Source organism: Acuticoccus kandeliae, from assembly GCF_003073115.1.
In genome coordinates, this window is record NZ_QBBV01000001.1 from 824,875 (window position 1) to 839,695 (window position 14,821).

A 14,821-nucleotide genomic window follows, 5' to 3' on the forward strand; every position below is an offset into this window, starting at 1 on the left:
GGCTTCGGTCAGATTTGCAACGCCCCCCGCGTTCGACGAGCAATTTGCGCCGGAGTGGTCAATAGGCACTTCGGCGCAAATTGCTCTTGGCGGGGCGCGACGAACGGAGAGCCTTCATGGTCGAGATTCGACTGATACCTTGCCTGTCCGACAACTACGCCGTGCTCGTGCATTCCGGCGACGAGACGATCCTGGTCGATGCGCCCGAGGCGGGCCCGATCAAGGCCGCGCTCGCCGAGGAGGGGTGGACGCTGACGACGATCCTCGTCACCCACCACCATTCCGACCACGTGCAGGCGATCGGCGCGGTGAAGGGCTCGGCGAAGGTCATCGGCCCGAAGGCGGAGGCCGACCGCATCGCCGGCCTCGACGAGACGCTGGACGACGGGGCCGAGATCATGCTCGGCGACCTCAAGATGAAGGCGATCGCGACGCCCGGCCACACCTCCGGCCCGCTCAGCTATTATTTCCCGGACGCGGGGATCGCCTTCACGGCCGACACGCTGTTCGCGATGGGCTGCGGCCGCCTCTTCGAGGGCGACCCGGAGACGATGTGGACGTCCTTCAAGAAGCTGCGCGCCGCGCTGCCGGACGAGACGAAGATCTATTGCGGCCACGAATACACGCTCACCAACGCGCGCTACGGCCATCAGGCGCTGCCGAACGACGCGGCGATCGCGGAGCGGCTGAAGGTCGTCGAGGCCGCGCGCGAGCGGGGCGAGCCGACGGTGCCGACCACGATGACGTTGGAGAAGGCGACCAACCCGTTCATGCGGGCGGACGACCCCTCCGTCGCCGAGCAGCTCGGCATGAGCGGGGCGGACCCGGTCGCGGTGTTCGCGCACCTGCGCAAGGGGCGCGACTCGTTTTGACGCCGGAGGAGATGATCGCCGCGCTCGGGATGCAGCCGCATCCCGAAGGCGGCCATTTCGTCGAGACGCTGCGGGACGCGCCCGATGGCGGGCGCGGCCACTCCACCGCGATCTACTATCTCCTGCGCGCCGGGGAGCGCTCGCACTGGCATCGCGTGCTCGATGCGGCGGAGGTCTGGCACCACTATGCGGGCGGCCCGCTGGAGCTGAAGCTCTCGCAGGATGGAAAAGATGTCGCGGTCGAGATCCTCGGCACCGACTTCACCGCCGGGGAGCGGCCGCAGATCGTGGTCCCGGCCGGGTGGTGGCAGGCCGCGGCGCCGCTGGGCGATTGGACGCTTGTCGGCTGCACCGTCGCGCCGGCCTTCGCCTTCGAGGCGTTCGAGATGGCCCCGCCCGACTGGGCGCCGTCCGGCAAAACCGTCCGGCGCTGAGCATTGAAGTGGCCCCGCCCCCTTCCTACACCAGGGGGGCGCGAGGCTCCCGGTCTGGCGTGGGGCGCCACGTTGCGCGCCCGTTCTGAGCCGCGTTTCCGACCGACCCGCGCCGATCTCCGGCGACTGACCCAGGTGCCTCGATGATGCTCACCCTGCAGATCGCCGGGGGATTGATTGGACTCTTGCTGGGTGGGGAGCTGTTGGTCCGGGGGGCCTCGGCGGTCGCCGTGCGCCTCGGCATGTCGCCGCTGGTGGTCGGTGTCGTCATCGTCGGGCTCGGCACCTCCGCGCCCGAGCTCGTCACCTGCGTGCGCGCCGCGCTTGCCGGGGCGCCGGGCATCGCCGTCGGCAACATCGTCGGCTCGAACATCACGAACATCCTGCTGATCCTCGGCGCGGCGGCGCTGATGCGCCCGTTCATGACCTCGCGCCACGTCGTCGTGCGCGACGGGTCGATCGTGGTCGCGAGCGCGGTCGCCTTCGCGCTCGCCGCGATGACGGGGGTGATCGGCCGTCCGGCGGGCCTCCTCTTCGTCTCGCTCCTCGTCATCTACATCGCCTGGACGATCCGCAGCGACCGCAAGGCCGCCGCCACCATGGAGGACGTACCGGCCTCCTCCGGGACGCCGCTCTTCCTGTCGCTGGTCTTCCTCTTCCTGGGGCTCGTCCTCGTCATCGTCGGGGCGGATTATCTCGTCGCCGGCGCGGTCGAGGTCGCGCGCCTCTTCGACGTGTCGGAGGACGTGATCGGCCTCACGCTGGTCGCGGTCGGCACGTCGCTGCCCGAGCTCGCGACCACGATCGTCGCCGCGATCAAGCGCCACTCCGAGATCGCGCTCGGCAACGTGCTCGGCTCGAACGTCTACAACACGATCGGGATCGGCGGCGTCACGGCGCTCGTCCAGCCCGTGCCGGTGTCCGACACGATGCGCACCTTCGACATTCCGCTGATGGTGGCGATCTCCGTCCTCCTCGTCGTGGTCGTCGCCACGGGGCAGCGCGTGACGCGCTGGGAGGGGGGAGTGCTCCTCGGCCTCTACGCGGGCTTCATCGCGATGCAGGCCGTCCTCTAAAGGCTCCGCCGCGCGGGGCGACGGAGCCGGTCTCGGTGAATCGGTTCCCTTGAGAGCCGATCAGGCCATGTACTGGCCGCCATTGATGGTCATCGTCGCGCCGGTGATGAAGGCGGCGTCGTCGGAGGCGAGATAGGCGCACAGCTTGCCGATCTCCTCCGCCTGGCCGAGGCGGCCGACGGGGATCGCGCCGATGATGCCTTCCAGCACCTTCTCAGGCACCGCGGCCACCATGTCGGTGTCGATATAGCCGGGGCAGATGCAGTTCACCGTGATGCCCTTGCGCGCATTCTCCTGCGCGAGCGCCTTGGTGAAGCCGATCACGCCCGCCTTCGCGGCAGAGTAATTCACCTGGCCCATCTGGCCCTTCTGGCCGTTGATCGACGAGATGTTGATGACGCGGCCGAAATTGCGGTCGCGCATGCCGTTGATGAGCGGGCGCGTCACGCAGAAGAGGGAGGACAGGTTCGTCTGGACCACCGCGCTCCACTGGTCCCAGCTCATGCGGTGGAACATGCCGTCGCGCGTGATGCCGGCATTGTTGACGACGATGTCGATCGGACCGACCGAGCCTTCGAGTTCGGCGAGCTTGGCCTCGCAGGCGCCCGCATCGCCCACATCGAATTTCGAGACGGTGATGCCGGTCTCGTCCTTGAACGCGTTGGCCTTCTCGTCATTGCCGGCATAGTTGGCGATGACGGTGTAGCCGGCCTCCTTCAGCGAGCGAGAGATCGCTGCGCCGATACCGCGTGTTCCGCCCGTCACGAGCGCGATGCGTGTCATGGAAATCCTCCCCTTGTGCCTGCTTCGCAGGTCTATCGATTCGTGTGGGGTTTGAGACACCCCGGGTTGCGAATTGCACCTATGCTGGCGGTCTCCCTCCGCTTTCTACGAGCGGTTCACAAGGCGCTAGCCTCGGTACAAAGAGGCGGCCCGCACGGGACCGCCTCGGATTCTCTATGCTTTCGCCGCAATCGGTCCCGCCATGGCGGCCGGAGCCGTGCGACGCTCGGTCGCCGTGGTCAGAGGCTCTCGACGCACATGGCGACGCCCATGCCGCCGCCGATGCACAGCGTGGCGAGGCCCTTCTTCGCGCCGCGCCGCTTCATCTCGTAAAGGAGCGTGGTGAGAACACGGTTGCCCGAGGCACCGATCGGGTGACCGATGGCGATCGCGCCGCCGTTCACGTTCACGATGTCGTCGGCCCAGCCCATGTCCTTGTTGACCGCGCAGGCCTGGGCGGCGAACGCCTCGTTGGCCTCGACGAGGTCGAGATCGGACACGCTCCAGCCGGCCTTCTCCAGCGCCTTCTTGGAGGCGGGGATCGGGCCCGTGCCCATCACCTTCGGGTCGACGCCGGCGGTGGCCCAGGACACGATCCGCGCGAGCGGCGCGATGCCCCGCTTGGCGGCGTTCGCCTCGGTCATCAGCACCATCGCGGACGCGCCGTCATTGATGCCGGACGCGTTGCCGGCGGTGACGGTGCCTTCCTTGTCGAAGGCGGGGCGCAGCTTGGCGACGGCGTCGATCGTGGTGCCGGGGCGGATATATTCGTCGTCCGCGACGATGGTGTCGCCCTTGCGGCCCTTCACGGTGACGGGGACGATCTCGTCCTTGAAGCGACCGGCCTTCTGGGCGGCTTCGGCCTTGTTCTGCGAGGCGACGGCGAAATTGTCCTGCTGTTCGCGGGTGATCTGCCACTCACGGGCGACATTCTCGGCCGTGTTGCCCATGTGGTAGCCGTTGAAATGGTCCCACAGGCCGTCCTTGATCATGGTGTCGATCATTTTCAGATCGCCCATCTTCTGGCCGGCGCGCAGGTAGGCCGCGTGCGGGGAGAGGGTCATGTTCTCCTGGCCGCCGGCGACGATGATGTCGGCGTCGCCCGTCAGGATCTGCTGCATGCCGATGCAGACGGTGCGCAGGCCCGAGCCGCAGACCTGGTTGAGCGTCCAGGCCGTGGCCTCCTTCGGGATGCCCGCGAAGATCGCCGCCTGGCGGGCCGGGTTCATGCCGGCCGTCGCGGTCAGCACCTGGCCGAGAATGACCTCGTTCACCTCGTCCGCCGACACGCCGGCGCGCTCCAGCGCGCCCTTGATCGCGACCGCGCCGAGATCGGCGGCCGGCGTCGTCGCGAACGACCCGTTGAAGGCTCCGACGGGTGTGCGCGCCGCGCTCGCGATCACCACGCTTTCATTCGCCATGCCTAGCTCCTCGAAATGATCTGGCAAAAAGGCAGCGCCAGCCGCCAGTGCCCTAGGTTGTCGGTGACTACAGACCGTGCCGCTTGGCGGTGTCAACCGACCGTTTTTGCATCAGTCGTGTTCGCAATTGCAGCAACTTGTCTGGCGTTTGCCAAATTTTAGTCCTACTGTCGTGGGGGAGCGTCAGCGGTCCCGAACCGTTCGCGCCGTTAAAGTCTTCAATGAAGTAGAGGTGGGCATGCCGAGCGAAAAGCCAGCGACGGTGATCAAAAAGTATGCCAACCGGCGATTGTACCATACGGGTACGAGTGCATACGTAACTCTCGAAGATCTTGCCGATATGGTGCGTCACGGCGAAGAATTCGTCGTGCACGATGCGAAGACCGGCGAGGATATTACGCGCGGTGTTCTTGGCCAGATCATCTTCGATGCCGAGAGCCGTGGGTCGGGCCTGCTTCCGATTGCCTTCCTGCGCCAGCTGATCACGCTATATGGCGGGCACATGCAGGGCATCGTGCCGACCTATCTGGAGCACTCCCTCGCGTCGTTCGCGCGCGATCAGGAGAAGCTGCGCAAGCAGGTGAACGAGGCCCTCGGCGCCCAGGCGTTCAGCGCCGTCGAGGACCAAGTGCGGCGGAACATGGACATGTTCCAGCGCTCGATGCGGATGTTCATGCCGTTCGCGCGTGAGGCCGAGCCCGCGCCGCAGAGCGGCGAGACTCTGGCCGACGATGTCGCTGCACTGCGCAAAGAGCTCGCGAGCATGCAGGCTCGCATCGACGCGCTCGCGAAGCCCCGGCCGGTGCCGGCCCCCGAGGCCTCGCAGGAGCCGACCCACGCGCCGCAGAGCGACGGTGGGGCGGAGGATTTCGACGAAGGGTTCGTCAGCGAGCCGCTGAAGCAGCGCGGCGAGTAGGCGCCGAGGGTCTCAGCAGCCCGAGAGGCGACGGGACGACAGGGAAGGGGCGAGCATCTCGCCCCTTTTGTCGTTGCCGTGCGCGCTCAATCCTCCGGGACGGCGTCCATCGTGGAGTGCGAGGCCACCATCGAGATCGACACCGTCGCGAGCGTGTCGACGAGCGCGATCACCGTCAGCAGGAAGAAGGTGGACGTGCCGGCGAAATCGACGGTCAGGAAGAGGATGATGTAGAGGCACAGGACCAGCACCATGATCATGTTGCCGAGGATCGTGGTCTTGCTTGTGCTCGCCGTCTTCAACAGGCTGAAAAGCAGGAGGACGACGGAGATCGTGATCAGAAGGTCGCCGTAGGACAGCGCCCACGACTGCCCCGACACGAGCGTGAAGCTGAGGACCGCCTCGCTCCAGAACGGGTGCAGCGCGACCTGCCCGGGCTCTACGACATAGTTCGAGTGGTCATAGAGGAAGAGGGCGGCGAGGACGTAGAATATGAGCGGAATGATCGTGAACGGAAAGAAACCCATCGGACGCGGCCCTCGATGATTCTGTTGCTGATGCCTTCCACACGGGAGGCGCAATTATCGAAGTGACGAACGAGGCTTTCAGTTCCGTTCCAATTTCGATCACATTCCGTCGTGATCAGTCGTCCTGCTTCACCGACAGAACCTGACGGCCACGATAGCGGCCCGTCTTCAGGTCGATATGGTGCGGGCGCTTCAGCTCGCCCGTGTCCTTGTCTTCGGCATAGGTCGGGGTCTTCAGCGCGTCGGCAGAGCGGCGGAAACCGCGCTTCATCGGGCTGACCTTCCGCTTGGGCACGGCCATGATAGTGTCTCCTCTTGGCACGCGTCGTGGCGGCCTGAACGGTGAAGTTGGATTGGGACGGCTTTGCCGCCGGACCCCGCCCTATAATGCGGCCACACGCCAAAGGCAACGCCCCCGGCGCATCGCGGCCGCGTTCACGGTCGGATGTCCTCCGGCAGACAGGTAAAGACCCACGGCGCGCGTTCAAGCTCTCTGTTCACATGTTGGATGATCGCGCGGTGCCGGCGGCCCGGATTCCGGGGGTCGCGCGCGCCGGGCGCGGGCAGGATCGTCGCGAGCGCCACCGCCTGCTCGCGCGTGAGGTTCGCCGCCGGGACGCCGAAATAATGCTGTGAGGCCGCCTCCGCCCCGTAGGTCGAGGCGCTCCACTGGGCGATGTTCAGATAAATTTCGAGGATGCGGTCCTTCGACAGGACGAGGTCCATCCAGAAGGCGAGCGGCACCTCCACGGCCTTGCGCAGATAATCCCGCTCCGGCCACAGGAAGAGGTTCTTCACCACCTGCATCGTGATGGTGCTCGCCCCGCGCGGCGGCTCCCCGTCCATCGCCTCGCGCAGGACGATGCGCATCTGGTTGAGGTCGACGCCCCAATGCAGGCAGAAGCGCGCGTCTTCCGCCATCACCACGGCGCGGATGAGGACCGGCGAGATCTCGTCGAGCGGACGCCACATCTGCACCGCCGGCCGCCCCTCGGCCTGTCGCCGCATGATCGCGAGCGAGGGCGGGTCGACGAAGGCGTAGACGATGGTGAGGAAGAGCGGGATCGACACGACCGTCGCCACCGCTCCTGCCAGGGCTCGAATGATGACGCGCACGAATCCTCCCCATCGAGCATGCAACGATAATCGCGATCGTTTCGATCCCCTAGAGCATCCGGCGCCCGCCTTCGAGCGCGGACACGATCATCTAGCGCTTTGATGTCGAGCGGCTTTTTCTCGCTCTCTTGATTTCCATGGAGCGAGAGCCGCTCTAGCATGGCCGTCCCCGACTCCGAGGAGACAATGATGGGTTTTGCCGAGCGGCTCGGCCATGCGGCCGCGGCGACGGACCGCGTCCTCGCGCAGGCGCTCGACGGGATGCGGGCCGATTCGCGCGTGCCCGGCCGCCTCGTCGACGCGACGGCGCACGCCCTTCTCGGCGGCGGCAAGCGCTTCCGGCCGTTCCTGGTGATCGAGGCGGCCGCCCTGTGCGGCGGGGCTGAGGCGCCCGCGGTGGCGGTCGGGGCCGCCTTCGAGGCGCTCCACGCCTACAGCCTCGTCCACGACGACCTCCCCGCGATGGACGACGACGACATGCGCCGCGGCCGCCCCACCGTCCACAAGGCCTATGACGAGGCGACGGCGATCCTCGTCGGCGACGGGCTCCAGGCGCTCGCCTTCGAGCTGATCACGAGCCCGCCCGTGCCGGAGATGGCCGGCGGCCCGCTCGCGCGCCTCCTCGCGGTCGAGAGCGGCCATCGCGGCATGGTCGGCGGCCAGTATCGCGACCTCAACGCCATCGGCCTCGACGAGGCCGGGATCCGCACCATGCAGGCGATGAAGACGGGGGCGCTCATCCGCGCCGCGTGCGAGGCGGGGGCGGTGCTCTCGGGCGCCGACGCCGCGACGCGCGCGCGCCTTGCCGCGTTCGGTGCGCTGATCGGGGAGGGCTTCCAGCTCGCCGACGACCTCCTCGACATCGAGGGGACGGCGGAGGAGACCGGCAAGCGCGTCGGCAAGGACGCCGCGATCGGCAAGGCGACGATTCCGGCCCTCATCGGCCCCGTCGCGGCGCGGGCGCGGCTTGCGGAAATCGTTGTCGCGGCTTCGGACGAACTCGCCCCTTTCGGTGCGGCGGGCGATGTCCTTCGCGAGGCGGCGCGCTTCGTCGCCGAGCGGCGAAATTGAAGGGAGTCTGAACGGGACGATCAGCATCCCTTCAGACAGGTTGTCGCACATTGGCCCGGCATTCGAGGAAACACGGAGCGGTCTCATGACCATGTCGACGCTACGCACCATGATCGCGGCCCTCGCCGCGGCCGGTGCCGCCCTGGCGCTCGTCCCGGCCGCGAGCGCGGCATCGCTCGCACCGCAGGGGGTGGATCTGCGCGGTGCGCAGACGTCCGCGCCCGACGGGGCGATCACGCTGGCGAACGGCCCCAATCGCGGCTGGGACGACGGCCGCCGCGGTCCGCCGCGGCACGGCCACCGGCCCCCGCCGCGCCACCATCGCCCGCCGCCCCATGCCGGACACCGCCCGCCGCCGGGCAACTGGCACCGCCCGCCTCCGGGGGGCTGGCACCGTCCGCCGCCGGTGGGGTGGCACCGTCCGCCCGTCGGCTGGTATCGCCCGCCGCCGCCGGTCGTCTGGCGTCCGCCGGTCGTCGTCCGTCCCGCCCCGCTGCCGGCCTTTCGGCGCACGGTGGTCCGGATCGGTCCCTGCCGGGCGCGCGTCGTGACCTTCACCCCGCGCGGCCGGATCGTCCGGGTGGTGGACACCTGCGGCCCGCTCTGGTGGTGACATGAAAAAGGCGCCCGCGAGGGCGCCTTTTTTGCGTTCGGATCGGGCCGGTCGGCGTGATCAGATCTTGCGCACGTCCACGAAATGGCCGGCAATCGCGGCCGCGGCGGCCATCTGCGGCGACACGAGGTGAGTGCGGGCGCGGTAGCCCTGACGGCCCTCGAAGTTGCGGTTCGAGGTCGAGGCGCAGCGCTCCTCGGGCCCGAGCCGGTCGGCGTTCATGCCGAGGCACATCGAGCAGCCCGGCTCGCGCCATTCGAAGCCGGCCGCGGTCAGGATCTTGTCGAGGCCCTCGGCCTCGGCCTGCTCCTTCACGAGGCCGGAGCCCGGCACGACGATGCCGGAGACGCGCTCGGCGAGCTTGTGGCCGCGCACCACGTCCGCAACCGCCCGAAGATCCTCGATGCGCCCGTTGGTGCAGGAGCCGATGAAGACCTTGTCGATCGCGACGTCGGTCATCGGGGTGCCGGGGGTGAGGCCCATATAGTCGAGCGCACGCTCCATCGCGCGGCGCTTGGCCGGGTCGGTCACGTCGGCCGGGTTCGGGACGCTCCCCTCGATCGAGATGACGGCCTCGGGCGAGGTGCCCCAGGTCACGACCGGCGGCAGGTTCGTCGCGTCGAGGCTGACCTCGCGGTCGAACTTCGCGTCCGGATCGCTCGGCAGCGAGCGCCAGTAGGCGACCGCATGGTCGAACGCGGCGCCGGAGGGGGCCATCGGCCGGCCTTTGATGTACTCGTAGGTGACGTCGTCCGGCGCGATCATGCCGGCGCGGGCACCCGCCTCGACCGACATGTTGCAGACCGTCATGCGGCCTTCCATCGTCAGGGCGCGGATCGCGTCGCCCGCATATTCGATGACGTTGCCGGTGCCGCCCGCCGTGCCGATCGTGCCGATGATCGACAGGATGATGTCCTTCGCGGTGACCCAGTGCGGCGCGGTGCCGTTCACCGACACGCGCATGTTCTTGGCCTTGCGCGTCACGAGCGTCTGCGTCGCGAGGACGTGCTCGACCTCGGACGTGCCGATGCCGTGCGCGAGCGCGCCGAAGGCGCCGTGCGTGGAGGTGTGGCTGTCGCCGCACACGATCGTCATGCCGGGCAGGGTGAAGCCCTGCTCGGGGCCGACGATGTGGACGATGCCCTGACGGCGGTCGAGCTCGTTATAATATTCGATCCCGAAATCGACGGCGTTCTGGGCCAGCGTCTCGACCTGGAGCGCGGATTCGGGATCGTCGATCCCGGCGCTGCGGTCGGTGGTCGGAACGTTGTGGTCGACGACCGCCAGGGTGCGCGCGGGCGCATGCACCTTGCGGCCGGCGAGGCGGAGCCCCTCGAACGCCTGCGGGCTCGTCACCTCATGGACGAGGTGACGGTCGATGTAGAGGAGCGCCGTGCCGTCGTCGGACAGTTCCACGAGGTGGTCGTCCCAGATCTTGTCGTACAGCGTGCGCGGCGGCATGGCCTTCGGGCCTCCCTCTTTTTCATGTGTCTAGCTCAGATGCCAACGCGCCGCGCAATTGGCAAGCGGCCTATCGTTGCAGACCGCATGTGCGCGCGGGGTCGCACGGAGCGTGAATGGGATCGCTATCAGCCGACGGCGGCCGTCGCCCGCGTCAAAAGCGCGTAGATCTCCTTGGCATTGTCGGCGTCGCGAAGCTCGTCGACCATGCCGGGGGTGCGCAGGATGCGCGCAATCTTGGCGAGTGCCTTCAAATGATCGGCGCCCGCATCCTCGGGGGCGAGGAGGGCGAAGATCAGGTCGACCGGCTGGCTGTCGAGCGCCTCGAAGTCGATGGGGGTCGCGAGGCGGAAGAAGAAGCCCGACAGATGGTCGAGCCCGACGAGCTTGCCGTGGGGGATGGCGATGCCATTCCCCACGCCGGTTGAGCCGAGGCGCTCGCGCTGGAGGAGCGTGTCGAACACTTCACGCTCCGGAACGCCGATTTGCCGCGCAGCGACCGCGCTGATCTCCTGGATGGCCTGCTTCTTGGAATGGACGTTCAGACGGTGAACGACATTATCCGGGGGCAGGAGCGCGGTAATATCCATGAACCCTAGCCCGCCGCCGACGCGGACGCTTGGGATCCGTTCGACGCGGAGGCCAGCGACGGATCGATCCAGCCGACATTGCCGTCCTGGCGGCGGTACACGACGTTGAGCGTCGAGTTCGCCGCGTTGATGAACATGAGAGCGGGCGAATCGATGAGGTCGAGCTGGAGCACGGCCATGCCGACGGTCATCGTGCGCAGCTTGGTCGGCGCCTCGGCGACGACGAGCGGGGCGTAGTTGGCCTCGAGCTCCTCGTCCTCGTCCGGGGTCGCGAGCACGAACTCGCTGGCCGCGGCGGTGACCATCTCGGAGTTGGACGGGCCGTGATTGTGCGCCTTCAGGCGGCGCTTGTAGCGGCGCAGGCGCTTGTCGATGCGCTCTGCGGCCTGCTCGAAGGCCTGCGTCGCGTCGCCGGCCGTGGCGGAGGTGCGCAGCACCACGCCCGTGTCGAGATGGATCGTGCAGTCCGCTTCGAACCCGGCGCCGGATTTGGTCATCGTGACCTGGCCGGAATAGTTTCCGTCGAAATATTTACCAACGGAAATATCGACGCGCTCTTCAATGCGCTGCCGCAAGGACGATCCGACGTCCATGTTTTTTCCGGCGATGGTGAGGGACATTGCGACCTCTCTCGTCCATGACATCATGCAGCTTAGGCCGTGCTACACCTTTTCGACACCCTCTGCGTAGGGGATCCCTTCAAGATCCCCGCGTGAGGCGCACGAAGTGCGGGTGCGAGCGTTCCCAGGACTGCGGCGCGGCGTTCTATTCCCGCCTCGCCGAATCTGTCAACGCCGGGCTTGCGCCGCCCCGCTCCGCTCGTGCCGTGCCATCCGGCGACGTTCGACCGAAGATGGGATGTTCATGGCCTCCCTGTATTTGGCGACGGTGCGTCGTGCGATGACGATCCCCGCCGCTTTCAATGTTTTCACGATCTCGTCGTCCGATCGTACGCTCGCAGGGGTCTCCGTGTCGACGATCTGACGGATCTTCGCGCGCACAGCCTCGGCCGAGACGCTGCCATCTGTCGCGTCGATCGCCACCGCGAAGAAGGCGCGGAAGGGAAAGACCCCGCGGGGGGAGGAGAGCGCCTTGTTCGACACCACCCGCGACACGGTCGATTCGTGCATGCCGATATCCTCGGCGACCTCGCGCAGGGTGAGCGGCGAGACGTGCTGGGCCGTGCCGTCGAAGAAGGCGCGCTGGCGCGTCACGATGGCGCTCGCGACCTTCACGATGGTGCGCGCACGCTGGTCGAGGCTGCGCGTCAGCCAGTGGGCCGAGCGCAGGCACTGGTTCGCGAAGGAGACGGCCTGGGCGTTCCCGGTCGAGGCGATCTCGGCGTGATAGTCGGCGTCGATCAGCACTTTAGGCAACCGAGCCGTGTCGAGGACGACGAGGAAGCCGCCATTCGGCCGGCGCCGCACGATCACGTCCGGCTCGATGGCGTGGACGGGGGACGTGTCGAAGGCGAGGCCCGGCCGCGGGTCGAGCGTGCGCAGGAGGGCGAGGGTGTCGATCACTTCGGCCTCGGCGCAGCCGCACACCTCGGCAAGGCGGCGCACGTCGCGCCGGGCGACGAACTGGAGATTGTCGAGGACGCCGCGGGCGACCGCGGTGAGCTCGCCGCGCTCCTCGAGCTGGAGGGCGAGGCATTCCGACAGCGACCGGGCGAAGAGGCCGGCCGGCGAGATGGTCTGGAGCTTCGCGAGGGTGACGGACACCTGCGCGGGGGAGACCTTCAGGGCCTCCACCGCGGCCTCTTCGGCGTCTTCGGAGAGCCGGCCGCTCTCCTCGATCGAGCCGACGAGGAACTCGGCGATCGCGCGCTCGGTCCAGTCGAGGTCGAGGACGGCGATCTCGTGGGCGCAATGGTCGGTGAGGGAGGGGCGGGAGGCGACGGTGGCCAGAGGGTCGATCGAGGACGGATCGCGCGTCACGGTGTTGCGGCGCCCGCCCAGCCGACTGTCGGGGCGGGAGGCCAGCGAGAGGAGGGGGTTCTGGTCCACCTCCTCGCGAACGGCCGATTCGAGCTCGAGGTTAGACATTTGCAGAAGCTTGATCGCCTGCATGAGCTGCGGCGTCATCGCCAGTGTCTGGCGCTGCGACTGAACAAGCCTGAGGGATAGTGTCACGAAGTTGAAACCCGCTGGCGCGATCCTTGCATACCCCTTGAATAAACCGTTAAGGCCGGGTGTCAAAGGCGGAATTGCTCTCCGAGATAGAGCCTTCGCACATCTTGGTTATTCACGATCTCGTCCGGGGTGCCCTCCGTCAGCACCTCGCCGCCGGCGATAATTGTCGCACGGTCGATTAACCCCAGGGTTTCTCTGACATTGTGGTCGGTGATGAGCACGCCGATCCCGCGCTGGGTGAGGTGGCGCACCAATGTCTGGATATCTGCCACCGCGATTGGGTCGACGCCCGCGAAGGGCTCGTCGAGGAGCATGAAGTCGGGGCGCGAGGCGAGGGCGCGGGCGATTTCCACACGCCGCCGCTCGCCGCCCGAGAGGGACGGGGCGGGCGCGTTCGCGAGCCGCGTCAGGCCGAATTCGTCCAGCAATTCCGCGAGCGCCTCCTTGCGGCGCGTCCGGTTCGGCTCGGTCAGTTCCAGGATCGCGTTGATGTTCTGCGCGACGGTGAGGCCGCGGAAGATCGACGCCTCCTGCGGCAAATAGCCTATGCCGAGCCGCGCCCGGCGATACATCGGCAGCTTCGTGACGTCGAACCCGTCGAGCGCGATCGTTCCGGCGTCCGGCTTGATGAGCCCGGTGATCATGTAGAACACGGTGGTCTTGCCGGCGCCGTTCGGGCCGAGAAGGCCGACCGTCTCGCCCTGGCGCACGGTCAGCGACACGTCGCGCACGACGGTGCGGCGGCCATAGGTCTTGGCGAGGTTGCTCGCGGCGAGGCCGAGCGACGCAGCGCCGCTCTCGGAGGCGTCGCCCGCGCCGGGACGGTCCGCGGACGTCACGCGCCGCGCTGGTGGGGCAGTCTGATCCATATTAACCGTCTATACAAAAGAGCCAGTCCCCATTGGAACGCCATAGTCGCCGCGGGGCAGATCGATCAACACCTGTGGTCCCGAATGCGCCGACAGAAGGGGCGCGATGTCGCCTTCCGTCGCGAGTGGAGCGGATCGGCAACATTCGGGGGGCGTCGGCCGCGGGTGTACACTCCACCCCGCCTTCTGTAGGCAGGTGGCGTGCCGCCGTGCAGATCGCCGGTTGGATCGACCGGGCGTCGGCGCCATCTGAGGCGCAGAGCACGGCGACTTTGGGAGACATGTCGGATGGAAGGGGCGGGCGAAAAGCGGCGGGAGCAGAGCGTCCTCAAGCTCATTCTGGAGCTCGGGCCGTTGCTGATCTTCTTCCTGGTCAACGCCCGCGCCGACAATTGGGACCTCAAGCGGTTCGGCCTCTTCCAGCATGTCGCCGAGAAGGATGTCGGCATCATGGCCGCCACCGGCGCGTTCATGACGGCGACCATCCTCGCCCTCACGATCTCGCTGATTCTCTATCGCCGCGTGCCGGTGATGCCGCTCGTGTCGGGCGTGATCGTCGTCGCCTTCGGCGGGCTGACGCTCTATCTGCAGGACGATCTCTTCATCAAGCTGAAGCCGACGATCGTGAACCTCATGTTCGCGGCGGCGCTCCTCGGCGGGCTCTTCCTCCTGAAGCGCCCGCTCCTCGGCATCGTGTTCGACGGTGTGCTGCAGCTTGACGAGGAGGGCTGGCGCAAGCTTTCGCTGCGCTGGGGGCTCTTCTTCCTGTTCCTCGCCGCCCTCAACGAGGTCGTCTGGCGCAGCTTCTCGACCGACACGTGGGTGACCTTCAAGGTGTTCGGCACGATGCCGATCACCATCCTCTTCACCCTGTGCCAGCTCCCGCTGATCCAGCGGCACGCTCTGCCGCAAAATTAGGCAATTCGCGCGGCCGCGA

17 protein-coding genes are annotated in these 14,821 nt (G+C 67.5%); 7 read left to right on the plus strand and 10 right to left on the minus strand.

Annotation, left to right across the window (positions count from 1 at the left end; genetic code table 11):
* Positions 1–116 precede the first annotated feature (116 nt).
* The 3 genes from gloB (at position 117) to DBV35_RS03780 (ending at position 2,382) form a co-directional block, all read left to right on the plus strand.
* Positions 117–872, plus strand: coding sequence for a hydroxyacylglutathione hydrolase (gloB, locus tag DBV35_RS03770; protein WP_108658895.1), 756 nt, complete (start codon positions 117–119; stop codon positions 870–872).
* Positions 869–1,306, plus strand: a complete 438-nt coding sequence (locus DBV35_RS03775; protein WP_108658896.1) for a cupin domain-containing protein — start codon at positions 869–871, stop codon at positions 1,304–1,306. The genes gloB and DBV35_RS03775 overlap by 4 nt, the downstream gene beginning before the upstream one ends.
* Positions 1,307–1,452: 146 nt before the next feature.
* Entirely contained in the window at positions 1,453–2,382 is a 930-nt protein-coding gene (locus DBV35_RS03780) for a calcium/sodium antiporter (RefSeq protein ID WP_211099961.1), read from the plus strand.
* Between the two features lie 60 nt (positions 2,383–2,442).
* On the opposite strand, the gene phbB is transcribed toward DBV35_RS03780, so the two are convergent.
* Positions 2,443–3,165, minus strand: coding sequence for an acetoacetyl-CoA reductase (phbB, locus tag DBV35_RS03785; protein ID WP_108658898.1), 723 nt, complete (start codon positions 3,163–3,165; stop codon positions 2,443–2,445).
* Between the two features lie 239 nt (positions 3,166–3,404).
* Positions 3,405–4,586, minus strand: a complete 1,182-nt coding sequence (locus DBV35_RS03790) for an acetyl-CoA C-acetyltransferase (RefSeq protein ID WP_108658899.1) — start codon at positions 4,584–4,586, stop codon at positions 3,405–3,407.
* A 238-nt stretch (positions 4,587–4,824) separates the two neighbouring features.
* Here DBV35_RS03790 and phaR point away from each other — a divergent pair, with 238 nt between their 5' ends.
* Positions 4,825–5,502: a polyhydroxyalkanoate synthesis repressor PhaR gene (gene phaR / locus DBV35_RS03795; RefSeq protein WP_117434477.1), complete on the plus strand. Its 678-nt coding sequence runs from the start codon at positions 4,825–4,827 to the stop codon at positions 5,500–5,502.
* Positions 5,503–5,588: 86 nt separating this feature from the next.
* Here the strand turns inward: phaR and DBV35_RS03800 are convergent, their stop codons facing one another.
* The 3 genes from DBV35_RS03800 to DBV35_RS03810 all read right to left on the minus strand — a co-directional run bounded on the left by DBV35_RS03800 (position 5,589) and on the right by DBV35_RS03810 (position 7,145).
* Positions 5,589–6,029, minus strand: a complete 441-nt coding sequence (locus tag DBV35_RS03800; RefSeq protein WP_108658900.1) for a hypothetical protein — start codon at positions 6,027–6,029, stop codon at positions 5,589–5,591.
* A gap of 115 nt (positions 6,030–6,144) precedes the next feature.
* On the minus strand, positions 6,145–6,330 hold the full coding sequence (gene rpmF, locus DBV35_RS03805) for a 50S ribosomal protein L32 (protein ID WP_108658901.1): 186 nt from the start codon (positions 6,328–6,330) through the stop codon (positions 6,145–6,147).
* Between the two features lie 134 nt (positions 6,331–6,464).
* Positions 6,465–7,145: a transglycosylase domain-containing protein gene (locus DBV35_RS03810; protein ID WP_157961567.1), complete on the minus strand. Its 681-nt coding sequence runs from the start codon at positions 7,143–7,145 to the stop codon at positions 6,465–6,467.
* A gap of 186 nt (positions 7,146–7,331) precedes the next feature.
* On the opposite strand from DBV35_RS03810, the gene DBV35_RS03815 reads away from it, so the two are divergent.
* Both DBV35_RS03815 and DBV35_RS03820 read left to right on the plus strand, forming a co-directional pair.
* Positions 7,332–8,216: a polyprenyl synthetase family protein gene (locus DBV35_RS03815; protein WP_205648460.1), complete on the plus strand. Its 885-nt coding sequence runs from the start codon at positions 7,332–7,334 to the stop codon at positions 8,214–8,216.
* A gap of 85 nt (positions 8,217–8,301) precedes the next feature.
* Positions 8,302–8,829, plus strand: coding sequence for a hypothetical protein (locus DBV35_RS03820; protein WP_108658903.1), 528 nt, complete (start codon positions 8,302–8,304; stop codon positions 8,827–8,829).
* 60 nt (positions 8,830–8,889) lie between these two features.
* On the opposite strand, the gene leuC is transcribed toward DBV35_RS03820, so the two are convergent.
* From leuC to lptB, 5 genes are all read right to left on the minus strand, one after another.
* The gene (gene leuC, locus DBV35_RS03825; protein WP_108658904.1) at positions 8,890–10,290 is read right to left on the minus strand and encodes a 3-isopropylmalate dehydratase large subunit; all 1,401 of its coding nucleotides are present in this window, start codon (positions 10,288–10,290) and stop codon (positions 8,890–8,892) included.
* Positions 10,291–10,418: 128 nt separating this feature from the next.
* Positions 10,419–10,880 (minus strand): PTS IIA-like nitrogen regulatory protein PtsN, encoded by a 462-nt coding sequence (ptsN, locus tag DBV35_RS03830; RefSeq protein ID WP_108658905.1) that lies wholly within the window; start codon positions 10,878–10,880, stop codon positions 10,419–10,421.
* A 5-nt stretch (positions 10,881–10,885) separates the two neighbouring features.
* Positions 10,886–11,500 carry a ribosome hibernation-promoting factor, HPF/YfiA family gene (gene hpf, locus DBV35_RS03835; protein WP_108658906.1) on the minus strand — a complete coding sequence of 205 codons (615 nt, stop codon included), beginning with the start codon at positions 11,498–11,500 and terminating at the stop codon, positions 10,886–10,888.
* A gap of 168 nt (positions 11,501–11,668) precedes the next feature.
* On the minus strand, positions 11,669–13,015 hold the full coding sequence (gene rpoN, locus DBV35_RS03840; RefSeq protein WP_281262215.1) for an RNA polymerase factor sigma-54: 1,347 nt from the start codon (positions 13,013–13,015) through the stop codon (positions 11,669–11,671).
* A 62-nt stretch (positions 13,016–13,077) separates the two neighbouring features.
* Positions 13,078–13,884, minus strand: coding sequence for an LPS export ABC transporter ATP-binding protein (gene lptB / locus DBV35_RS03845; RefSeq protein WP_108658908.1), 807 nt, complete (start codon positions 13,882–13,884; stop codon positions 13,078–13,080).
* Positions 13,885–14,172: 288 nt separating this feature from the next.
* Between lptB and DBV35_RS03850 the strand changes: the two genes are divergently transcribed.
* Complete coding sequence (locus tag DBV35_RS03850; protein ID WP_108658909.1) at positions 14,173–14,802, plus strand: septation protein A; 630 nt, start codon at positions 14,173–14,175, stop codon at positions 14,800–14,802.
* Positions 14,803–14,821 lie beyond the last annotated feature (19 nt).